16 protein-coding genes and 1 pseudogene are annotated in these 22,215 nt (G+C 43.2%); 2 read left to right on the top strand and 15 right to left on the bottom strand.

Features of this window, described 5'->3' with window-relative positions:
• Window positions 1–211: 211 nt before the first annotated feature.
• The 9 genes from alr to C1G57_RS08010 form a co-directional block, all read right to left on the bottom strand.
• Entirely contained in the window at window positions 212–1,354 is a 1,143-nt protein-coding gene (gene alr, locus C1G57_RS08050) for an alanine racemase (protein ID WP_105114476.1), read from the bottom strand.
• Window positions 1,347–1,706 (bottom strand): holo-ACP synthase, encoded by a 360-nt coding sequence (gene acpS / locus C1G57_RS08045; RefSeq protein WP_105114475.1) that lies wholly within the window; start codon window positions 1,704–1,706, stop codon window positions 1,347–1,349. The genes alr and acpS overlap by 8 nt, the downstream gene beginning before the upstream one ends.
• Window positions 1,707–1,785: 79 nt before the next feature.
• Complete coding sequence (gene secA, locus C1G57_RS08040; protein ID WP_105114474.1) at window positions 1,786–4,311, bottom strand: preprotein translocase subunit SecA; 2,526 nt, start codon at window positions 4,309–4,311, stop codon at window positions 1,786–1,788.
• Window positions 4,312–4,463: 152 nt separating this feature from the next.
• A complete protein-coding gene (locus C1G57_RS08035; RefSeq protein WP_105114473.1) occupies window positions 4,464–5,453 on the bottom strand; it encodes a lipoate--protein ligase in 990 nt (329 codons plus the stop codon).
• Window positions 5,454–5,536: 83 nt separating this feature from the next.
• Window positions 5,537–6,973 (bottom strand): 6-phospho-beta-glucosidase, encoded by a 1,437-nt coding sequence (locus tag C1G57_RS08030; protein ID WP_105114472.1) that lies wholly within the window; start codon window positions 6,971–6,973, stop codon window positions 5,537–5,539.
• Between the two features lie 13 nt (window positions 6,974–6,986).
• The gene (locus C1G57_RS08025; RefSeq protein WP_105114471.1) at window positions 6,987–7,586 is read right to left on the bottom strand and encodes a histidine phosphatase family protein; all 600 of its coding nucleotides are present in this window, start codon (window positions 7,584–7,586) and stop codon (window positions 6,987–6,989) included.
• 8 nt (window positions 7,587–7,594) lie between these two features.
• The gene (locus C1G57_RS08020) at window positions 7,595–9,064 is read right to left on the bottom strand and encodes a glycoside hydrolase family 1 protein (protein ID WP_105114470.1); all 1,470 of its coding nucleotides are present in this window, start codon (window positions 9,062–9,064) and stop codon (window positions 7,595–7,597) included.
• Between the two features lie 12 nt (window positions 9,065–9,076).
• The gene (locus C1G57_RS08015; protein WP_044689260.1) at window positions 9,077–9,460 is read right to left on the bottom strand and encodes a VOC family protein; all 384 of its coding nucleotides are present in this window, start codon (window positions 9,458–9,460) and stop codon (window positions 9,077–9,079) included.
• A 44-nt stretch (window positions 9,461–9,504) separates the two neighbouring features.
• Window positions 9,505–10,989, bottom strand: a complete 1,485-nt coding sequence (locus C1G57_RS08010) for a family 1 glycosylhydrolase (protein ID WP_105114469.1) — start codon at window positions 10,987–10,989, stop codon at window positions 9,505–9,507.
• Window positions 10,990–11,099: 110 nt separating this feature from the next.
• Here C1G57_RS08010 and C1G57_RS08005 point away from each other — a divergent pair, with 110 nt between their 5' ends.
• Both C1G57_RS08005 and C1G57_RS08000 read left to right on the top strand, forming a co-directional pair.
• The gene (locus C1G57_RS08005) at window positions 11,100–12,014 is read left to right on the top strand and encodes an AraC family transcriptional regulator (RefSeq protein ID WP_105114468.1); all 915 of its coding nucleotides are present in this window, start codon (window positions 11,100–11,102) and stop codon (window positions 12,012–12,014) included.
• A 249-nt stretch (window positions 12,015–12,263) separates the two neighbouring features.
• On the top strand, window positions 12,264–12,593 hold the full coding sequence (locus tag C1G57_RS08000; protein WP_419579767.1) for a putative quinol monooxygenase: 330 nt from the start codon (window positions 12,264–12,266) through the stop codon (window positions 12,591–12,593).
• A gap of 126 nt (window positions 12,594–12,719) precedes the next feature.
• On the opposite strand, the gene C1G57_RS07995 is transcribed toward C1G57_RS08000, so the two are convergent.
• The 6 genes and pseudogenes from C1G57_RS07995 to C1G57_RS07970 all read right to left on the bottom strand — a co-directional run bounded on the left by C1G57_RS07995 (window position 12,720) and on the right by C1G57_RS07970 (window position 22,052).
• Entirely contained in the window at window positions 12,720–14,405 is a 1,686-nt protein-coding gene (locus tag C1G57_RS07995; RefSeq protein WP_105114466.1) for a carboxylesterase family protein, read from the bottom strand.
• A gap of 191 nt (window positions 14,406–14,596) precedes the next feature.
• A pseudogene (locus C1G57_RS07990) lies at window positions 14,597–16,506 on the bottom strand (beta-glucoside-specific PTS transporter subunit IIABC).
• Between the two features lie 198 nt (window positions 16,507–16,704).
• Window positions 16,705–17,538 carry a BglG family transcription antiterminator LicT gene (licT, locus tag C1G57_RS07985; protein ID WP_105114465.1) on the bottom strand — a complete coding sequence of 278 codons (834 nt, stop codon included), beginning with the start codon at window positions 17,536–17,538 and terminating at the stop codon, window positions 16,705–16,707.
• A 188-nt stretch (window positions 17,539–17,726) separates the two neighbouring features.
• Entirely contained in the window at window positions 17,727–18,566 is an 840-nt protein-coding gene (locus tag C1G57_RS07980; protein ID WP_105114464.1) for an HAD family hydrolase, read from the bottom strand.
• Window positions 18,567–18,706: 140 nt separating this feature from the next.
• Window positions 18,707–20,467 (bottom strand): dihydrolipoyl dehydrogenase, encoded by a 1,761-nt coding sequence (gene lpdA, locus C1G57_RS07975; protein WP_105114463.1) that lies wholly within the window; start codon window positions 20,465–20,467, stop codon window positions 18,707–18,709.
• Window positions 20,468–20,663: 196 nt separating this feature from the next.
• A complete protein-coding gene (locus tag C1G57_RS07970) occupies window positions 20,664–22,052 on the bottom strand; it encodes a dihydrolipoamide acetyltransferase (RefSeq protein ID WP_105114462.1) in 1,389 nt (462 codons plus the stop codon).
• Between the last annotated feature and the right edge of the window lie 163 nt (window positions 22,053–22,215).

Raw genomic sequence — 22,215 nt, 5'->3', positions numbered from 1 at the left:
ATAAGGCGAACAAAGTTCGCTACAAAAAGGTTCGGGGAACCTTTGGAGGTTGGAGATAAGGCGAACAAAGTTCGCTACAAAAAGGTTTGGGGAACCTTTGGAGGTTGGAGATAGAGCAAACGTAGTTCGTTTCTACTTACACAGATAGAACTCTGTTCCTTTTATATTTCAAGGGAACAGGCTGAAAACCTCCTCAGGAGCTTTTCAGTCATCAAATCAAGTCAACAACGGCTGAGTTTGATTTTCGAAGAGTATCAAAAATGCGAGGCAGGCGGTCAGTTAGCAGGCAGACTATTTCATAGTTAATTGTGCCAATATAGGCTGCCCAATCTTGAACAGTAATACTAGCTTCCTGATCCCGACCGATTAAGGTAACTTTTTCACCAATTGGATAATAGTCAGGTAGGCGAATGGTGATTTGATCCATGGAAATACGACCAACAATCTCGCAAGCCTGCCCATCAACTAAGACATGAAAGCCTTGCAAGCTCCTCATCATTCCATCCGCATAACCAATCGGAATGGTGGCAATCCACTCCTTTTCGGGACTAGTGTAAGTAGCTCCATAACCAATTACAGTTCCAGCCTGAACCTGCTTGACATGGACAATTTCTGACACTAAAGACAAGGCTGGTTCCACTGGAAATGGTAGATCTAAGGTAGTTCCACTTGGGTTCATTCCATAAATAATGTTACCCAGACGGACCATATTGAATACTGTATCTGCATGCCAGATACTTGTCGCAGAATTACTGGCATGAATCCAGCGAGGTAATGTTGGCAAGAGAGCCAAACAAGCATTAAAGCTAGCTAGCTGCTCTTGGAATTGCCTGTCATCTGCCTCATCCGCTGTTGCAAAGTGGGTGAAAATACCTTCCAAGTCAAATTCTAAGCTACCTAGCAGGTCCAGTGCTTGTAGAATTTCTTCCTCACTTCGAAAACCAATTCTACCCATACCCGTATCTACTTTTAAATGAACTGCTAAGCCAGATAAGTCCGCATTTACATTTCGCACTTGCTCCAGCCATTCTAAACTAGCAACGGTCACGCTGATATTTAACTGATGGGCTAAGGGTAAAAAGTGCGGAGGAACGATACCCAAAATCAAGATTGGGTCTTCAATACCTGCCCAGCGCAATTCTAAAGCCTCATCCAAATTCGATACACAAAAACCCGCTACTTTACTGGATAATTTTTTAGCTACCGCAACAGCACCGTGACCATAGGCATTGGCCTTAATAACCGCAAAGGCTTCTGTTTTGTTTGGCAAGCGCGTCATCACCTGCTCAAGATTTCCAACGATAGCATCTAAATTGACTCGAACTTGTGTGGGTCGATGTTCACTTTCAATCATTTTTCTCCTCCAAAATAACACTAGCCTGGACAAAATCCCCTGAATGGCTAATACTCAGCCATACTTTCCCTGAAAAATGGCTACAAACGACAAAAGGTGCTCCATTGCTAGCATTTAAAATTTCAATGTCCCGAAAGGTCACCTTGCCTATACCAGTCCCCAACGCCTTTACAAAAGCCTCTTTTGCTGCCCATCGTCCTGCCAGATATTCCAGTTGACGACGCCCTTGTAGCTCTTGATAGCGTTCCAATTCTCTTTCTGTGAGAATTCGTTTTGGAAAACCATCATGTTTCTGCCTAGCACGCTCAATCGCTTCTATTTCCTGAAGGTCTATTCCATGTCCAATTATCATTGAAGTGCTTCTCCCTATCAAAATCTTTCTCAAGAACGACGAAAAGGAGTGGACAGCCGTCCAGTCCTTTTCGTTCTTTCTATTTACGGCCGTGACAATTTTTGAATTTCTTACCAGATTGGCATGGACATGGGTCATTTCGATCCACATCTTCAAAAGATACTTGTTCTTGTTCAGCTTGTGATTGAACCGGCATAATATTTTTTGCTGCTGTTGTATGGGCCTCTTGAGTAGCACGTTCACGCTCAATATTGTCATGAATTTGGGCTTTCATCATCAAGCGGGTCACTTCAAACTCAATAGCGCCAATCATATCATTAAACATGGTAAAGGCTTCTGATTGGTATTCAACAATTGGGTTATTTTGAGCATAGCCACGCAAGCTAACCGCATTACGCAATTGATCCAAGGCATCGATATGGTCTGTCCACTTGCTATCTACCACACGGAGAATTAGAACTTTTTGGAACTCCCGTATTCTTCCCTCATCACGTAGTTTTTCAAGCTGTGAAGCATATACTTTCAAGGCGCGTTCATAGAGTTCATCGATGATTTCTTTTTTATTCAGTCCTTCAAAGTAATAAAAACTCAAAGAGCCTTCATCAATCAAATTAGCATGAGCAAATTTTAGAATTCCTTCGATAGCTTCTTCGTTAGAACCAAGGAAATGCCCTTCGACTTGACGCTCAATGGTACGTTTAATCATAGCCTTGATTTCAGGTGATAAGTCGCGATTAGATGTAATGACATCCTGACGTTGGCGGTAGATAATCTCGCGTTGCTCACGCATGACATCATCGTATTGAAGAACTTGTTTACGGGAATCGTAGTTATTTCCCTCAACACGCTTTTGAGCCGCTTCAACTTGACGGGTCAGCATCTTAGACTTAATAACAGACTCTTCTTCTGTCAGGTTCATGCGTTCCATAAAGACCTTGATTCGTTCTGAACCAAAACGTCTCATCAAATCATCTTCCAATGAAAGATAGAATTGTGACTCACCTGGATCACCCTGACGACCAGACCGTCCACGAAGCTGGTTGTCAATACGACGACTCTCATGACGTTCTGTACCGATGACACATAGACCACCTAACTCTAAGACGCCAGGGCCCAACTTGATATCTGTACCACGTCCCGCCATGTTGGTCGCAATGGTAACTGCTCCGCGCTGACCAGCGTTCATAATAATTTGTGCCTCACGGTAATGGTTCTTAGCATTCAATACTTCGTGAGGAATTCCAGCAGCCACCAAGCGTTGAGATAGATAGTCAGACGTTTCCACTGCCACTGTACCGACAAGAACTGGTTGCCCCTTTTCATAACGTCGCTTCACATCCGCAACAACTGCATTGAACTTGTATTCCAAGCTTGGGTAAAGCAAGTCTTCATGGTCAATACGTTGAATTGGACGGTTAGTAGGGATTGGAATAATACGGATATTATAAATTTCGCGGAATTCCTCTTCTTCTGTCTTCCCTGTACCAGTCATTCCTGCCAATTTTTTATACATACGGAATAGGTTTTGGTAAGTGATAGAGGCACTGGTTTTTGATTCATTCTGAACTGGGACGCCTTCCTTAGCCTCAATAGCTTGGTGAAGTCCATCAGAATAGCGACGACCTTCCATGGTACGACCTGTAAATGGATCAATGATCATGACTTCTTGTTCGTCATTCACAAGGTAGTCCACATCGTAGATCATGATATAGTTGGCACGAAGGGCATTGTCCAAGAAATGTGTAATGGCTACATTTTCTATATCATACAAGTTATCTAACTTGAAGAATTTTTCAGCCTTATCAATCCCCGAATCGGATAGACCAATCGTTTTAGACGGAACATCAATGATGTAATCATCACTATTCAAAGATTTAACTAATTTATCCGCCAAGAAGTAGAGCTGGTTGGTTTCTGACCCATGAGGACCGGAAACGATCAGAGGCGTACGCGCTTCGTCAATCAAAATGGAGTCTACCTCATCAACCAAGGCATAGTTAAGTGGACGCTGAACCATATCTTCCGCACGAACAACCATGTTATCACGAAGGTAATCAAAACCGATTTCAGAGTTGGTGGAATAGGTAATATCACAGTTATAGGCTTCACGCTTTTCAAAAGATGATTTTGCTGCCAAGTTGATTCCAACAGATAGACCTAGCCAAGAATAGAGTTGCCCCATTTCCTCTCCGTCACGAGTTGACAGGTATTCATTGACTGTAACAACGTGTACACCTTCTCCAGAAAGTGCATTTAAGTAAACTGGCATAGTCGCAGTTAGAGTTTTTCCCTCACCTGTACGCATTTCTGGCACGTCACCATTGTGGAGAACAATCCCACCCATAACCTGAACTTTATATGGATACAAACCTAGGACACGTTTTGCTGCTTCACGTACAACGGCAAAGGCCTCATAGAGCAATTCATCCAAGGTCTCTCCGTTTTTGTATCGTTCTTTGAACTCATTAGTCTTGGCTTGTAATTGTTCGTCGGTCAGGGCTTCCATCTCATCTGCATAAGAGAAGACCTTGTCTGCCATTCTTTCAAGTTTTCTTTGTTCTCCCTTGTCATTTTCGATAAGAGAACGAAGTTTATTTGCTAACATATATTTCATCCTATTTCAAGTTTTAATCAATAATCTATTATAAGATAATACTTATGTTTTATCAAGATATAACCCTAAAAATCCACAGACGGGAACAAGTGGAAAGTATTAACAAACGAAAAACTATCCAAGTTCATGGATAGTCTGATAGATTAAGCCACAATTGCTTTGGCTACTTCTTCTGTTGTCATGCGTGAGAAGTAGTGTGTGGTGTCGATTTCTTGGAGTTTCGCTAGGACATCTGCGTACTCGTAGCGAGTGCCGACCAACAAGTTTTCGATGTCTGACACATCACCAATACCGAAGAAGTCTCCGTAAATCTTGATGGATTCAATGACAGATTTTTCGGCCTTGATGTATGTTGTGATTTTACCAGCTGGGTAACGAACGCTACGCTCAACCGTGTATTCTGGTGTCTGACCGTAGGTCCAATCCCAGGTCGCAAACTGGGTATCACGGATTTCTTGGATACGGGCCAAGTCGTCTTCTGACAATACATACTCGTCCATGTCTGGATATTCTTGCTTCATCTGGTTGAGGATAGCATCTTTGAATTCCAAGACCGTCATCTTCTCTGGTAATTCGTCGTTGATATTGGTCACGCGGGCACGGACTGACTTAACTCCCTTGGACTCAATCTTGTCCTTGCTGACCTTGAGGGCACTTGCCAAGACTGACATATCCACATCAAAGAGCAGGCAACCGTGGTGCATCATACGGCCTTTGGCATAGGCTTGGGCATTACCACAGATTTTCTTGCCGTCGATTTCCAGATCATTACGGCCGGTGAAATTCGCCTCAACACCAAGTGTCGCAAGGGTATCAATCACAGGTTTGGAGAAGGTTTTGAAGTCAAAAGCTCCCTCGTCTGCCTTGTTAGAGATTATAGTGTAGTTGAGGTTGTTGAGGTCGTGATAGACAGCGCCACCACCTGACAGACGGCGAACAACATGGATGCTCTTTTCGTCTGTGAATTCCTTGTTGATTTCTTCAATAGCATTCTGGTGCTTACCGATAATGATGGCAGGCTCATTGATCCAGAGAATAAAAATCTCGTCAATATCTGTTAATTCCTTGAAGGCATAAGCTTCGAGGGCAATGTTATAGGCTGGGTCATTGCTGTTGTTTACGATGTATTTCATGCAAAACTCCTTTATTGTTAACTAATTTTTATTATAGTGGAAACGATAACAAAAGACAAGTCCGAAGACCTGTCTTTCAAACATTATTCCACATCAGCTCCGTTTGTAGCGATGACTTTTTTATACCAATCAAATGATTTTTTCTTAGAGCGTTTGAGGGTGCCATTTCCCTCATTGTCACGGTCAACATAAATGAAGCCGTAGCGTTTTTTCATTTCGCCCGTTCCAGCAGAAACTAGGTCAATACAGCCCCAAATAGTGTAGCCCAAGAGTTCAACACCATCTTCGACAATGGCGTCGCGCATAGCTAAGACGTGTTGACGGAGGTAGTCGATACGGTAATCGTCTTCCACATAGCCGTTTTCGTCTGGCGTATCAACTGCTCCCAGACCATTTTCCACCACAAAGAGCGGTTTTTGATAGCGATCCCAGATAGAATTGAGGGTAATGCGGAAACCGAGCGGATCAATCTGCCAGCCCCATTCCGATGCGTCTAAGTAAGGATTTTTAATAGAAGCAAAGATATTACCTGCTGTCTTTTCCTTGACTGCTGGATCGCCAGATGCGACACGGCTAGAGTAGTAAGAGAAGGAAATAAAGTCCACCGTATGATCTTTCAGGAGTGCTAGGTCTTCGTCGGTCATTTCAATGTTAATACCTGCACGTTCCCATTTCTTCTTGGCATAGTTTGGATAATAGCCACGCGCCTGAACATCGATGAAGAAATAATTTTCACGGTCTTCTTGCAGACCTTCCCAGACATCACGTGGGTGACAGGTGTGTGGGTAGTATTGACCTGCGGCCAACATACAGCCAACCTTGTTTTCTGGGTCAATTTCATGGGCCAATTTTGTGGCAATGGCAGAGGCAACAAGCTCGTGGTGGGCAGCCTGGTATTTGACCTGCTCCACATTTTCACCTTCTTCAAAGTAGAGACCAGCCCCCATAAATGGTGCATGGAGAATCATGTTGATCTCGTTGAAGGTCAGCCAGTATTTGACCAAGCCTTTGAAACGTGTGAAGAGGGTGCGGCAAAGGCGTTCATAAAATTCAAGCATCTTGCGATTGCGCCAGCCGCCGTAGGTCTCAATCAAGTGCATTGGACAATCAAAGTGGGTAATGGTCACAAGTGGCTCAATACCGTACTTGTGGCACTCCTTGAACAAGTCTTCGTAGAATTGCAGGCCTTTTTCATTAGGCTCTAGCTCGTCTCCCTTAGGGAAAATACGAGACCAGGCGATGGATAGGCGATAGGTTTTAAAGCCCATTTCACCAAAGAGGGCAATATCCTCCTTGAAATGGTGGTACATGTCAATAGACTCTTTGGCTGGGTAGAAATAGCCATCCTCAAAATCAAACATCTTTTTACGTCCAGTGATAATGGCACCACGGTCTTCACCAATTGGAACTACGTCAACATTGGCAAGTCCACGCCCGTCCACATCATAGGCACCCTCGCATTGGTTGGCCGCTGTTGCACCACCCCATAAAAATCCTTCTGGAAATACTTTAGTTGGCATATTTTCTCCTCCTCTAAAAATCATAGACCTTAAAATCATGTGCTGAATCAATCAGTTTGTCAAAGCGTATCTGATTATTCTCAACAGTCAGTTGGCAAATGGCACAGTTGGGTAGAAAGACACCTGGTGGGAAGGCGACATCCAAAACCTGCACCAAACCCCAAATGGCAGCACCGTGGCTGACCATGAGAATGGGATCCGCTGGATCGCTTTCCGCAACAGAGAGAATTGCCTCTTTGACCCGCTCGCCAACCACTCGAATGTCCTCACCCCCATAGGCAACCAAGAGGTCTTCAAAGGAGCGAGCACCTGGCCGATGCTTAGGAAGCAACTCCTCTTCTCTGGCTTCAAAAATCCCAAAGTTCATTTCCTTGAGTCCTTTGAGCTGTTGGTAAGGAGCGTCAGTAACCAACTTCAAGGTATCCGTTGCCCGCTCCTGCGTTGAGGAATAGGCACTTGTGAAGACAATTCCCTGCTCCTCAAAATATCGACCAACTGCTTGGGCTTGGGCAATACCGCGTTCCGTCAAGGGGGAATCCGACCAACCCTGCACTCGTTTTTGCGTATTAAAGAGGGTTTCACCGTGACGCATTAAGTAAATCGTTTTTGTCATAAGACCTCCTATTTTTCTGCCAATAGACTGGCTCCATTGCTGGCAATGACATCTTTGTACCAGTAGAATGATGCCTTCCGTGAACGATCAAAACTACCATTTCCTTGGTCATCTGCATCCACATAGATAAAGCCGTAGCGTTTGGACATCTCGCTGGTGGAAGCAGAAATAATATCAATACAGCCCCAAGGTGTATAGCCCATGAGCTCCACTCCGTCTTCGAGGGCTTCGTACATTTCTTGTATGTGTTTCTCAAGATAGTCAATTCGATAGCTGTCCTGTATACTGCCGTCTTCTTCCACTTTATCCAAGGCTCCCAGACCATTTTCCACCACAAAGAGTGGAACTTGGTAGCGGTCATAGAGCTTGTTGAGGGTTATCCGCAGTCCAACAGGGTCGATCTGCCAACCCCAGTCTGATGCTTGCAGATAAGGATTGGATTCTCCTAAAATCAGATTGCCTGCCGTTGCCTTGTCCTCGTCTGGAAGAGCATGGGTAATGGATGTCATATAGTAAGAAAAGCTCATGAAGTCAACGGGATACTGTTTCAAAATCGCTTCATCACCTGGCTCAAACACGACCTGAATGTTGTTTTCCCTGAAGAAACGTTTCATATAGCTTGGGTAGGCACCACGCACCTGCACATCTGAATAGAAGAGATTTTCCTGATCTTTTTTCAAGGCCGCCAAAACATCGTCTGGATTGCAAGTGGCCGCATAGTTCTCCATACGGGCTAGCATACAGCCAACCTTGTTTTCTGGATCAATCTCATGGGCTGCTTTTGTTGCCAAACTAGAGGCGATAAATTGGTGGTGGACAGCTTGGTACATAGCCTCCAGGTCATTCTTGCCATCTTCAAAGAGGAGACCTCCTGACAGATAGCCAACCATACCCAAGATATTGATTTCATTGAAAGTCAGCCAATACTTGACCTTGCCCTTGTAGCGGTTGAAAACGGTCTCGGCATAGCGGACAAAGAAGTCAATAACCTTGCGATTTTTCCAGCCACCGTATTCCAGAGCAAGATGAAGGGGAAATTCGTAATGTGAGAGGGTCACTAGCGGCTCGATGCCGTATTTATTGAGCTCCTCGAAAACCGCATCATAGAAGGCCAGACCTTCTTCATTTGGCTCTACTTCATCTCCTTTGGGGAAAATACGGGACCAGGCAATCGATAGTCGGAAGGTCTTGAAGCCCATTTCTGCAAAGAGGGCGATGTCTTCCTTGTAACGATGATAGAAATCAGAGCCCCAACGTTTTGGATAGAGTCCTTCCTGGTCTGCCAAGGCAAATTCTACATCCGCCCGCGAAACAGGCTTACCAAAGTGGCTCATGTCCTTGCGCTTGTCGGGATCGACTGCCACATAGGTATCGGAGGTGGCTGGACCACGACCACCCAAGTTCCAACCACCTTCATATTGATTGGCTGCTGTTGCACCACCCCAAAGAAATCCTTTTGGAAATTGTTTTTCTGACATTACTTGGCTCCTTTACACTGTTAACTCAATTTGAACACCTTCAAATCCTAAAACGCACGATTCATAGTAACCATCTCCAGTTACTCTTGGCCCACTGAGAAGTGGGTAATCTGCTGCAACGAGTCGCTCTGTCAACTCATTCACAGCTTCCTCACTTCCTAGACTAAAGGCTAGATGAATGAGACCTAGATGATTGAGCTGGCTTGGTTTGTCTACTACATCGTCTCTGGTCATAATTTCCAGTCGAGCCCCGTCTTCAAAGGTAAGAAAATAGGATTTGAAACTGGTTTTCTGATTATGGTAGAGTTGATTCGATTGAGCATGGAAATAGGTTTCAAAGAAATTACGCATACCTTCCAAATCCTGAGTGTAGATTGCTATATGTTCTATCCTCATGTTGTACTCCTTCCTTAAAGAAAAACGGCAAAGTGCCGTCTTCCTTATTCCACATCTTCACCATTGCTGGCAATGACTTTCTTGTACCAGTAGAATGAGTCTTTTGGTGTTCGGTCCAGTGTTCCATTTCCAGCATCGTCCATATCCACGTAGATAAAGCCGTAGCGTTTCCGCATTTCACCTGTTCCTGCTGACACGAGGTCGATACAGCCCCAAGTCGTGTAGGCAATCAAGTCAACACCATTTGCAATAGCATCTGCCATGGCATTAACATGGGCACGGTGGTAGTCGATGCGGTAATCATCGTGGATAACCCCGTCTTCTTCCACCGTATCAAAGGCTCCCAAGCCATTTTCCACAACCATGAGTGGAATTTCATAGCGGTCGTACATTTTTTCAAGATAGTATTGGAGTCCAGACGGATCATGTGCCCAACCCCAGTCTGAGTAAGTCAAGTAAGGGTTTTTGGCACCTGCAGAGAAGTTTCCTGATACTGTATCATCTGACTGGTGAGTCGTTACAACGGTTGACATATAGTAAGAGAAGGTGTACATATCGACTTTCCCTTTGGCCAGGACTTCTAGGTCATCCTCTGCCATTTCAAGCTCCACATTGTGCTCTGCCCAGAGGCGTTTGGCATAGGTGCCGTATTTTCCTTTGGCCTGCACGTCGCCACAATAGTAGATGTTTTGCTCCCAAGCGTGTTGGTTAGCAAGAATATCTGCTGGATCACAGGTTCCTGGGTAGAAGGTGATACCGCAAATCATGTTCCCGATTTTATTTTCTGGGTCAATCTCATGCCCAATTTGAACGGCCTTGGCAGAGGCAACAAATTGGTGGTGGAGACTTTGGTAGGCATCTTGGTAATCCTGGTCCGTCATGTCATCACCAAAGAGATCCAAGAACATGATGCCACCGTTGATTTCATTGAAGGTCAACCAGTATTTAACAAGCCCCTTGTATTCCTTGAAAATAGTTTCCGCATACTTGACATAGAAATCAACAAGCTTGCGGTTTTTCCAGCCACCAAAACGTTGTTCTAGGCTAAGTGGTGTATCAAAGTGCCAAATGGAAACCAGGGGCTCAATACCGTACTTGCGGCATTCTTCAAAAACAGAACGGTAGAAATCAAGACCTGCTTGGTTTGGCTCTGCATCATCACCATTTGGGAAAATCCGTGCCCATGAAATGGACAAGCGGAAAACAGAGTAGCCCATTTCTGCGAAGAGCTTGATGTCTTCTTTGTAGCGGTGGTAGAAATCCACAGCCTTATGGTTTGGATAATAATGATCTTCTAGAACTGCATAGGTTGCCCCTTCTGGCAGATGACCACCAGCATGGCCCATGGAAGCATACTTGCCTGGCTTGCCATCCTTGTCAATGTAGGTTGTATAGCGAGGGCTGTTAACAGAACCTCCTGTTGTAACGTCTGTCTGGACCAAACCGCGTCCGTCTACATTATAGGCACCTTCTGCCTGGTTGGCTGCAATAGCTCCTCCCCAGAGGAAATTTTTTGGAAATCGTGACATAAGTTTCTCCCTTATCTTTTTTCTGATAAATATAGTATAAACAGATTTGAAACCCTTTTCTTCTCAAATAATATGCTATAATGGTACTATCCTACGAATTGGAGAATTGTATGCAACCACCATTGACGGATAAGAACTTCAAACACGCCGTTGACTACGACAGCCGTTTGTTGCCCTATAAGTATTACCATACCAGTGTCATGAACGGGATTCCTGATGTTCTTTTTCATTGGCATAATGAATTTGAAATCAACTATGTTTACGGAGGGACAGCCCGCTACCATATCGACTATGATTATTTCAATAGTCAGGCTGGTGATATAATCCTTATTCGGCCCAATGCTCCGCATTCCATTCACCCGATTGAGCAACGGGGGCACGAGACGGATACTTTACTCTTTCATCTGGATATGCTGGGGGCTTCTCACTTGGACAAAACCAGTATGCTCTATCTCCAACCCCTGCAGACGGATGTCTTCAAGTGTGTTCCACGCATCCAAGCCCAAGACCCAGGCTATGCAGAAATCAGACAGTGCTTACTAACCATTTTCGAATTGGTCAGACACCAGCCACCCTACTTCGAATTGCCACTCAAGAGTCGACTATTTGACCTCTTCTACCTGCTCTACCGCCACCGCTACATTGTCCGAAAAAATACCGATGATATGTATCGGAAGAATGAAAAACTGCGGTTGTTGATCGAGTACATCCAGCAACATTATGCCGATAACTTGACCATTGAAGAGCTGGCAGGCCGAATGGGCTATACCAAAACTCACTTTATGACAGTCTTCAAGCAACAAACAGGGACTTCCTGTATGGAATTTATCATCCAAGTCCGACTGCGAGCCGCAACCGAGCTCTTGACTAACACCCTCAAACCAGTACTGGAAATCGCCACCGAAGTTGGCTTTAATAACCTGTCCAACTTCAACCGCCAGTTCAAGCAATACTACCACACCACCCCTAGCAACTACCGCAAGCAATTGCGGAAGAATAGGACCTATACCAATTTTGATAAATAATAGAAAGGACTAGGGCCTCCGTATTTGGTTGAACTGAATACGGGCTACGGACTGGGCCAAAAAGATAAACGAGAACTAGACGCTTGCGTCGTCGTTCTGTTTCCTACGTCATTTAGTTTTTCTTTTATTACTTCGTTAATTCGCTTTGCCGTACTTCAGTACTGCCTGCAGCTCATTGCCTAGTACTAAAAGTAAACTAAAAGACTATATTTTATCTGTGTCCGCTGAACGCCCTTTATATCTTAGATTATGATCACCATGCACCTCTACTATACTGGATCAGCTGATAATGCACGTGCTTTCGCTCAGGAAATGGAGGCTAGAGGCATTGCAGACCGCATTCGCCAGCAGGCTGGTAACCAGCGTTACCAATACTTTGCACCGCTCGACGATCCCCATTCCATTCTCTTGATTGATAGTTGGACAGACCAAGCTGCTCTAGATATCCACCATGCTTCCCCTATGATGCAGGAAATCCTAGATCTACGGAGCAAGTACCAGCTGACTGTGACAGCAGAACGATATTGCAGTGATGAAGATGGGATTCCGGATAGAGACCGAAATTTTATAGAGAAGTAATATCAATATCATACAAAACAACATCTGCCTCTATTTAATTAGTAGACAGATGTTTTTTTGTTATTCAACTGTAATAACCACTCTTTGGTAAACTTTTAATGGAATCTATCAAAAATAATTCAATTACTATTCGTTGACTTTTAATCCATCCAATGGTTGACTGAACCAGCGACCATTCAACACATTGTCAATTAAAATCTGTTTTTTATCTGCAGTTAAGTTACTATCTTCTCGAAGGTCCATAACAATGTCCTCCGCAGTTTGAGAATCTTCACCCATTTCAATTTCAGCTTTTTCTAAACTAGCATCAAATTTCATTACCTGACTGCCGTCAGCTGTCCACTCTTCCCATTGTGGTAATTTTTCTCCTTCAGGGTTACCACTTGTGATAAATCCTTTCAGATATGCTTTAAACTGTTGGCTTAGTTGTTTAGCACCTTCAGAATTGAAATCTTCACCGATGAAGGTAGCATAATTTGATGGTTGTTGAAGTAAAGGTTCAAATACGCCATGAAAGGCACCTAACAGCTGAGCTGTTTTTGGAGCAGTCTCTGCATTATCTCCATAAGAAATTTCTCCAATGTATATTGGTGAATTATATGTTCCTTGCATTTTTCTAGCACTATCTACAGTGTTAGAGAGACGATACAGAGCACTACCATATGTTTCGGTAAATATAAATTCTTTTAATTTGTCAGCATCTGAAAATAGACTGCCATCTGTCACAGAATTTGCAAAATAGGGATCGAAAGCTGTGAATAAAGAAAATTCGCTAGTTCCTGTTATTAAAAGAAGAGGCACATCATTATAATTTGACGTATCAAATCCTTCCTTCGGAATGACTACCCCATCTTTATACAGGTGCGGAAAGACAGACATACGAATACCAGCATTTCCCATCAAAGAAGCCAGTCGCTCTGCAGGTAGACCATAGAGATAATCAGTTACTTGATCATCATTAGATAGTAACCATTCTTTTGCTTCACTCTCTGTTGACTTTATACCATCTTCAACAACTAATGGCGCTATCGCAGTTGCAAAAATATCTTGGCTCTCTGTTTCATCTGCTAAAGTCATTCCTCCACTAAAGGAGATTGCTTTATCATATTTATCTTTAAATAGTGGAGAAATTAATGTTGCCATTACATCACGACCACCAGCCGAAAAGCCTGCTAAGGTCACATTATCCTTATCTCCACCAAAAACTTCAATATTTTCTTCAACCCAATCCAAAGCAGCAGCAATATCTAGAAGTGTATAGTTTCCAGAATTCTCTTCATCAGTCCCATTTTTGAGAGCATCTAAAGGATTAAAACCAAGAGCTCCTAATCGATAGTTAACTGAAACGTAAACTGCATTGAGATCATTTACAAAGCCGTTTCCTTTGATTTCTTGTGCATGACCAGTTTGGTTATTGCCTCCATGTAGAAAGACGACAACAGGCAAATTGGTATCTGTTGTATCTGGTCTTACAATATCAAGATTCAAAGCTTCTTCCGTTCCAATTACTTCACCTTTGGAAATTTGAATAAAGGGAGAACCTGTTTCAGTTGCATCAAAACTACCTTCCCATTTTTCTACAGGTTGCGGTGCCTTCCAACGCAACTCTCCTACTGGTTCCGCTGCATAAGGGATACCTAGCCATTCAATTGTTGAAGTCGTATCATCTTTTTGACCCGTGACTTCTCCACTAGCGATCACCTTAGTTACTTTATTATCAAAAATAGAAGTCTGTGCATTATCAGTCTGGCCACAAGCAGCTAATGTGCTGAAGGATAGAACGGTAAGTATATAAAATAGTATCTTTTTCATAATAATCACCCATATTTTAATATGTTTTTACCACAAAAAAATCTAAATAAATACTAACTTATTCGCAAAATCCGTGGAAAATACGTTCTGATTAGCATCTATTTAGATTTATTACAATGATCTATACAAAATTATCTGTTTTTCTAGTCTTGTATAGAAATATTAATTTACCCTTTCTCTATTCAATTTAATTATTTCACAGTCGTCAACAGGTAATCACCACTGTTGATCTGGCTTTCTTGGGTTACCAAGATGTCCTCGTAGTCAGCTGTGTTGGTCACGATAATTGGAGTGATGACCGGTAAATCTGCTGCTTTGATTTGATGAAGATCGAATTCTAACAACTTCTGACCTGCTTCTACCATATCCCCTACTTGGACAAAGGACTCAAAACCTTTACCTGCGAGGGAAACGGTGTCCATGCCGATATGGATGAGAAGCTCTGCTCCATTTTCCGTCCGTAGACCGATAGCATGCTTGGTTGGGAAGACAAGTGTAACTTCTGCTTTAGCAGGGGAAACTAGGATACCGTCTAGGGGGTCGATGGCAATCCCTTTCCCCATAGCTCCTGAAGCAAACACCGCATCTGGAACATCTTCTAATTTGACAATTTTACCAATGAGAGGACTAGCAATAATTTCTTGCTTGATTTCTTTTAATGTTGGGATAGACTCCTGTGGAGTCTCAACTACTTTTTTTCAGTAGGCTCTCCGTACAAGTAAGGAACTGGAAGAGCCATTTGGACTGCAAATGATAGAACAACTGCTGCTAGAGAGAAGCCCATCATAATCCACATTGGTGTGACACCAAGTTCAGGACTTACATAGCCTGGATACATAAAGATACCAAGAGCTCCCATAGCGTAGTTTTTCAAATCGAAGAAGGAAAGTCCTGCACCAATTACTGCAGATACAGCACAAGAGATATAGAATGGGGTTTTCATCGGAAGTGTAACACCATAAATCGCAGGCTCAGTAACACCAAAGATAGAAGATATAAATGCTGGCATAGCAACCGACTTAACTTTCGATTCTTTAGTTTTCATCATAATAGCCAACAACACACCAGTTTGAGTAAAGTTTGGAAGTGCAGCTGCTAATAAAATATTAGACCAACCGTTTTGTGAGAACTGCAAAATCGCAAGCGGAACCAATGCCCAGTGAAGACCGAACATAACCATAACCTGCCACAATGCACCTAGAAGGATACCATAAAGTAGTGGACTAAAGCCCATAACTGCAGTAAATCCTGCTGATAGTAAATCTGAAATATAGTTTGCAACTGGTCCAACTACCAAGAAAGTAAGAGGTACTGTAATAAGTAGTGTTGCAAATGGAACGATGAAGACTTTGACCACATCGGGCGTGATTTTCTTCATAAACTTCTCAACATGGGATGCCACCCATACAGCAAGTAAAACTGGCATTACTGTTTGCAAATAGCTACCAGACGCTGGTAATTGAAGAGTAATTCCAAATACTTTATCTAAACCTGCTTCTGCAAGACCTGCAACTGTTGTAGGAAGTGTTGGATAAACTAGGGCCATGGCAATTGCCATACCTGTAAATTCATTCATTCTGAATTTGCGAGCTGCATTATAAGCCAGCACAATTGGTAGGAATTGGAAGAAACCATCACCTGCGGCATTCAAGATTACATATAATGCACTATTGGTACTACTCCAGCCAAGTGTTGCAGCTAAAATGGCAACGATTCCTTTGATAATACCGGCAGCTGCTAAAACACCGAGTGAGGGTTGGAATACACCTGAAACCAAATCAACGAAGCGGTCAAAGAGATTGCCTTTTGGTCCGTCACCTTCGTCAATATCCAAAGCACCGTCCCCTGCGATCCCCGCAACTTTTTGCACCGCTGCATAGACATCGGGTACGTGGTTGCCAATAACTACCTGGTATTGACCTCCAGCTTGTACAACTGTCACAACACCATCACGCGCCTTTAAGTAATCAGTGTCTGCCTTGCTTTCGTCCTTGAGACCAAAACGAAGACGAGTCACACAGTGTTTGAGACTGCTGATGTTTTCTTTTCCTCCGACGTGAGCTACGATATCTGTAGCTAAATCTGTATAATCCTTTGCCATTTTTCGGCTCCTTTCTTTTTTCTGATAAACAGAAAAACCTAAACATATACCAAACACAGTTGATAGCATACGCCAACAATCATGTCTTGTATATATTTAGGTTTTGCCTGCTAACCAGTAACAATCCTTTTGTTAAAATTATAATAACACATTGCCAAAACTTTTGCAAGCGTTTTCTGAAGTTTTTTTGATTTTTTTCTAACTAGTTTTTAAACGTTGGATATGAATGGTCAAATAGACTTGTTCATCCTTGGACATTTCAAATTGATAGACCTGAGCAATATATTGCTGAATCTTTTGTGTACAGGCAAAGGAATCCGGATAGTTAGCTTTGACCTGCTCATAAAGGAAGGCATCGTTCTGTCCTTCTACAATCCCATTTGCCACCCGCTGGGCAAAATACTGCACATGGGTCACAAAACGGTGGTAGCTGGTATCTTCTTCATAAGCTACACAGCCAAAATGCAAGCGGACAATGTCTAAGATCTGTGTGACAATTTTACTTATAATCTGACTATCTTTTCCAAAAGCACCATTTTTCTGAGCATTGATCAAGTGAAGAGCAATAGATGATGCTTCTGATTTTTCCAAGTCCAGTCCCAAGCTTTCCTTGATATAAGCAAGCGCCGCTAGTCCCAACTGATATTCTTGTGGATAAAATTTTCTAATTTCCCAAGCCAAAGGATTTTCAATGCTTAATCCTTCTCGACTTCTTTGGAAAACAAAGTGGAGGTGATCACCTAATGCAAGGTAAAGTGATAGATCAAAGGAAACACCCAAAACTGTTTCTGCCTTAGCAATAATAGTATTGACAACCTCAGTCTCTCCATTCCCCATTTGAAGATAGAGATTGGTTAGATCTGCCTGTTGATTATCGTTTTGAAGAACAAAAGTCTTTTCAATCTTACTGGCATCTACTTGTTCACCAGTTTTCTTCTGAAATCCCAGACCCTTCCCCATTACAATCAATTCACGTCCCTGGTTATCAACTGCTTGAACAACATTATTGTTATAGACTTTTTCTATCTGCATTTGTTCTCACCACCTATTTCACTTGACTGATAAAAAAGAACCCAAGCATATAGCAAATAAGGCTGTTTCCAGACCATTTACTATCTACCTAGGTTTTGCCTGCTTATCAGTAACAATCCTATTCTTATCTTATCAGATTGTAAGCGGTTTGGCAATACTTTAGAACAAATTATTCTAATTCAAAAATCTTATAGCAACCCTAATCTGTCAAAGGCATTGTAAAGGCCGTCTTCTTCAACATCGTCTGTAATCATATCAGCCATAGCCAAGATCTCCGCTCCGCCATTTCCCATAGCGACCCCAACCGCACAGTAATCCAGCATGGGAATATCAATCTTAGCATCTCCAAAAGCGATGGTATCCTTCTGACTGGCTCCTAAATAGTCCAACAAAACATCAATCGCATGCGCCTTGTCGATGTTTTTCACTCCTAGGTCACCAAATAGAGCTGACTCTCCGCGGCCACCCCAAGTATTTGCGACCAAGTTGGGAAAAGCTTCCTTGGAGTCCAAATGATCCTGATAGGAATCGAGCACAAAACTGATTTTATTCAAATCATCTCGGTACAATTCTCCATCAAATACCATTCCATGCATGACATCTTCTACCTCTTGATTAGCGACCTCCTCAGCTGTTTTTCCCTTGTTCATGGCATAAATCTTCAAGGTTTCACGAGCCCGTTCACGGAAATTCTCACTGGCAAAAAGGCCGTTGTTGCTTTCCAGGTAAAATTCCAGACCGCGTTCATGAAGCCAGTCCACAATCGCTCGGCTATCCTCTTCTGATATGAGTTGGTGCATGACGACTTTGCCCTGATGCTCTACATAGGAGCCGTTGCCACCAATCATTCCGTCCAAGCCAATTTCCCATAGTTCTGGCTGCATTTCTGCCCGACTGCGACCAGTACAGACATAGACCAAATGCCCATTTTCTCTAGCCTGCCGGATAGCACGAATAGCTGATTCTGGAATTCGATTGTGATAGTCTACCAAGGTCCCATCCACATCTAAAAAAATAATCTTGCGCATCTTTATTCTCCTTGCCTTTTTCTACTACAAGTATAGTCTGTTTTTCTACCAAATAACAGTCAAAAACTGCGAAAGATTGATACTATTGTATGAACATGCAAAAAAAGAAAGCCACACGGGCTTTCTTTTTACTTATCTGATTATTTACGTTTTGGTGGGTTGTGGATCGCAACACCAAGAACATCAAGGAAGGCTTCGTACATCACTTCTGAGAAGGTTGGGTGACCGTGGATTGATGCTGCCACGTCGTCAACTGTCAACTCAGATTCCATGATGGTTGCTGCTTCGTTGATCATTTCGGCTGCAACTGGACCGATGATGTGAACACCAAGGATTTCATGGTATTTCTTCTCAGCGATAACTTTTACAAAACCATGTGCTTCGTTAGAAGCGATGGCACGACCGTTACCAGTGAAGCTGTTGCGACCGATCAGGATGTTTTCTTTACCGTATTTCTCGATAGCTTGGTCTTCTGTCAAACCAACCATCGCGATTTCTGGGTGTGTGTAAACCGCTGCTGGTGTGAAGTCCAATTTAGCTTTGTGGTGGTTACCGTGGATCGCATTTTCAGCTGCCACTTCACCCATACGGTAAGCAGCGTGTGCCAACATCTTAGTACCGTTGACATCACCTGGTGCGTAGATACCAGGGATAGATGTTTCTTGGTATTCGTTGACCTTGATACGACCGCGGTCCAATTCAAGGTTAAGATTTTCAAGACCAGCCAATTGTGGTACACGACCGATTGAAAGAAGGGCTTTTTCAGAAACAATTTCTGAACCGTCGTTCAACTTGATTGTCAACTGGTTGTTAGCTTCAACGATTTCAGATACACCAACAGATGTCAAGAATTTCATACCTTTCTTAGAAAGGACTTTTTGCAACTCAACAGACACTTCGCGGTCCATACCTGGAATGATACGGTCAGCCATTTCAACAACTGTTACTTCTGTGCCGTATGATGCGTAAACCAAACCAAGTTCCACACCGACTACGCCACCACCCATAACAGTGAGTGACTTAGGAATTTCACGCAAATCAAGAATATCATCAGAAGTCAATACCAGCTTAGAATCAATACCTGGGATGTTGATGCGTGATACTTTAGAACCTGTTGCAAGGATGATGCTACGACCTTTGATAACCTTGTCGCCAATAACAACAGTCTTATCAGGATTTACTTGACCAAGACCATTGAAGATGGTTACCTTGTTAGCTTTCAAGAGACCTTGAACGCCACCAGTCAATGTCTTGACAACCTTGTTCTTGAAGTCAACTGTCTTGTCCATATCAACGGTGTAGTTTGTTGAAGCAAGGTTGATACCACGCTCAGCCGCAATCTTCAAGCCGTCAAGGATTTCAGCGTTCTTAAGGTAAGTCTTAGTTGGGATACAACCCTTGTTCAAGCAGGTACCACCAAATTCTGATTTCTCAACGATAGCGATTTTACCGCCCAATTGAGCACCACGAATAGCAGCGTAGTAACCGGCAGGACCACCACCGACAACAACCATGTCGTACTCGTCAGCTGCCAATTCAGCCTTAGGAGCTTGTGGAGCTGCTGCAGGAGCTGCAGGCACTTCTAAACCAGCTGCTTTCAAGTCAGCAGTTGCTTGAGCAACTGCTGCTGGAGCAGGTGCAGCACCCACTTCAACAGTTTCACCTTCTGCACCAAGGTAAGCAATGACTTCAGTTACAGGAACTGTTGCACCGTTACCGTGAACGATTTTCAAAAGAACACCTGATTCTTCCGCTTCCAATTCCATGCTTGTCTTGTCTGACATCATCTCCAAGATAACATCACCTTCGTTGACAAAATCACCCTCTTGTTTTTTCCACTCGATGATTTCGCCTTCTTGCATATCTACACCAAGTTTAGGCATAATAATTTCAATTGCCATAGTTAAGATACCAAGAGCGAAGAGAAAGCTACTGAATCTAGGAAATCGTTTAGAAAATCCTGATTTTCTAAACGATTTATCTTTTTTCCGAGCTTTCCGCTCAGGTTCAATTGCTAAAACTCTCTCGCTCTTATTCCCTTTCTTTATTTTCTATTCAGAAATCTACATTCCTTTATTTTTGACCAACAAAACCTTATCAGATCAACAATTCCAATGGGTTTTCCAGCAAGTTCTTCAAGTCAACCATGAACTTAGCACCATTCATACCGTCAACGATACGGTGGTCAATGGTCAAGCAGAGTGCCATGATTGGACGAATTTTGATTTCGCCGTCGATGACAACTGGTGTTTGAACAGTTGCCGCAACACCAAGGATTGCTGAGTTTGGTTGGTTGATGATTGGGTTAAAGGTTTTAGTACCAAACATACCCAAGTTGGTGATAGAGAAGGTTGAACCTGACATTTCAGCACCCTTCAACTTACCAGATTGAGCCTTCTTGATGACATCTTTTGAAGCCACCACAAAGTCAGACAAGCTCATCTTATCTGCACCGTGGACAACTGGCACCACCAAGCCTTCATCCAAACCTACTGCGATACCAAGGTTGACGAACTTGTGCAACTCGATTTCTTGGGCATCGTTAATCAAAGATGCGTTCATGTAACGGTGTTCTTCTTTCATCAAAGTACGAACAACCGCAAGACCAATCAAGTCTGTAAAGGTTACTTTCAAACCAGTCTTGTTCATGATTGGCTCAAGGACTTGCTTACGCAATGCCATGAGGTTGGTCATGTCGATATCGTAGTTAAGCGTAAAGGTTGGAGCTGTTAAGTAAGAGTTGACCATACCTTTTGAAATTGCCTTACGCATTGGGCTCATCTTGATGATTTCAACGCCTTCTGGCAATTCTTTAGCAGGTTTCTCTTCAGCTTTTGGTGCTGGTGCAACAGTTTCTACAGCTGCAGGAGCAAGTACTGCAAGAACGTCGTCCTTGACAATCTTACCATTGACACCTGAACCAGTAAGAGTTGACAAGTCAACACCTTGGTCGGCTGCAATACGGGCTGCAAGCGGAGTTGCTTTTGGAGCTGCTCCCTTAAAGTCTTCAACGTCAACCTTATGGACACGACCGTTAGCACCTGTTCCTGGAACAAGACCCAAGTCAATTCCAAGCTCACGCGCCAATTTACGTGCTGCAGGAGTCGCACGAACCTTGCCACCACCTTGTGGCTTGGCAGCAACTGCAGGAGCAACGATGACTGGTGTACGACCTGCAGGTACTTCTTCAATAGCCGCTGCTGGTTCAACAGCAGGTGCAGATGAAGCGCCGGCTTCAACCGTCTCACCTTCAGCACCCAAGTAGGCAATAACTTCTGTTACGGGAACAGTAGCACCGTTTCCATGAACAATTTTCAATAGGACGCCTGACTCTTCTGCTTCCAGCTCCATGCTGGTCTTGTCAGACATCATTTCCAAGATGACATCGCCTTCATTGACGAAATCGCCCTCTTGTTTTTTCCACTCGATGATTTCACCTTCTTGCATGTCCACACCGAGCTTAGGCATAATGATTTCAATAGCCATTTTTTAGATACCAAGTCCGAACAGAAAACGATTGAAAAATAGAAAATCCTCCTTTTCGTAGCGATTTATCTTTTTTCCAAGTCTTCCGGACGGGTTCAATTCCTTTCTTTCAGTTTCTTACGTAACCATTAAACCAGACTGTTTCATCAAGTCAGGTCAAATT

It is taken from the genome of Streptococcus suis (assembly GCF_002960425.1).
GTDB lineage: Bacteria > Bacillota > Bacilli > Lactobacillales > Streptococcaceae > Streptococcus > Streptococcus suis_S.
The sequence above is the reverse complement of the archived record's forward strand: the minus strand, read 5'-3'. Positions and strand labels throughout refer to the sequence as shown.

Excerpts from the sequence above, each read along its gene's own strand:
- C1G57_RS07980 (WP_105114464.1), bottom strand. The coding sequence starts at position 18,566 with ATGCGCAAGATTATTTTTTTAGATGTGGATGGGACCTTGGTAGACTAT.
- C1G57_RS08020 (WP_105114470.1), bottom strand. The coding sequence starts at position 9,064 with ATGTCAGAAAAACAATTTCCAAAAGGATTTCTTTGGGGTGGTGCAACA.
- secA (WP_105114474.1), bottom strand. The coding sequence starts at position 4,311 with ATGTTAGCAAATAAACTTCGTTCTCTTATCGAAAATGACAAGGGAGAA.
- C1G57_RS08025 (WP_105114471.1), bottom strand. The coding sequence starts at position 7,586 with ATGACAAAAACGATTTACTTAATGCGTCACGGTGAAACCCTCTTTAAT.
- C1G57_RS07995 (WP_105114466.1), bottom strand. The coding sequence starts at position 14,405 with ATGAAAAAGATACTATTTTATATACTTACCGTTCTATCCTTCAGCACA.
- licT (WP_105114465.1), bottom strand. The coding sequence starts at position 17,538 with ATGCAGATAGAAAAAGTCTATAACAATAATGTTGTTCAAGCAGTTGAT.
- lpdA (WP_105114463.1), bottom strand. The coding sequence starts at position 20,467 with ATGGCAATTGAAATTATTATGCCTAAACTTGGTGTAGATATGCAAGAA.
- C1G57_RS08005 (WP_105114468.1), top strand. The coding sequence starts at position 11,100 with ATGCAACCACCATTGACGGATAAGAACTTCAAACACGCCGTTGACTAC.
- C1G57_RS08015 (WP_044689260.1), bottom strand. The coding sequence starts at position 9,460 with ATGAGGATAGAACATATAGCAATCTACACTCAGGATTTGGAAGGTATG.
- C1G57_RS08010 (WP_105114469.1), bottom strand. The coding sequence starts at position 10,989 with ATGTCACGATTTCCAAAAAATTTCCTCTGGGGAGGAGCTATTGCAGCC.
- C1G57_RS08030 (WP_105114472.1), bottom strand. The coding sequence starts at position 6,973 with ATGCCAACTAAAGTATTTCCAGAAGGATTTTTATGGGGTGGTGCAACA.
- C1G57_RS07970 (WP_105114462.1), bottom strand. The coding sequence starts at position 22,052 with ATGGCTATTGAAATCATTATGCCTAAGCTCGGTGTGGACATGCAAGAA.
- C1G57_RS08035 (WP_105114473.1), bottom strand. The coding sequence starts at position 5,453 with ATGAAATACATCGTAAACAACAGCAATGACCCAGCCTATAACATTGCC.
- alr (WP_105114476.1), bottom strand. The coding sequence starts at position 1,354 with ATGATTGAAAGTGAACATCGACCCACACAAGTTCGAGTCAATTTAGAT.
- acpS (WP_105114475.1), bottom strand. The coding sequence starts at position 1,706 with ATGATAATTGGACATGGAATAGACCTTCAGGAAATAGAAGCGATTGAG.
- C1G57_RS08000 (WP_419579767.1), top strand. The coding sequence starts at position 12,264 with ATGATCACCATGCACCTCTACTATACTGGATCAGCTGATAATGCACGT.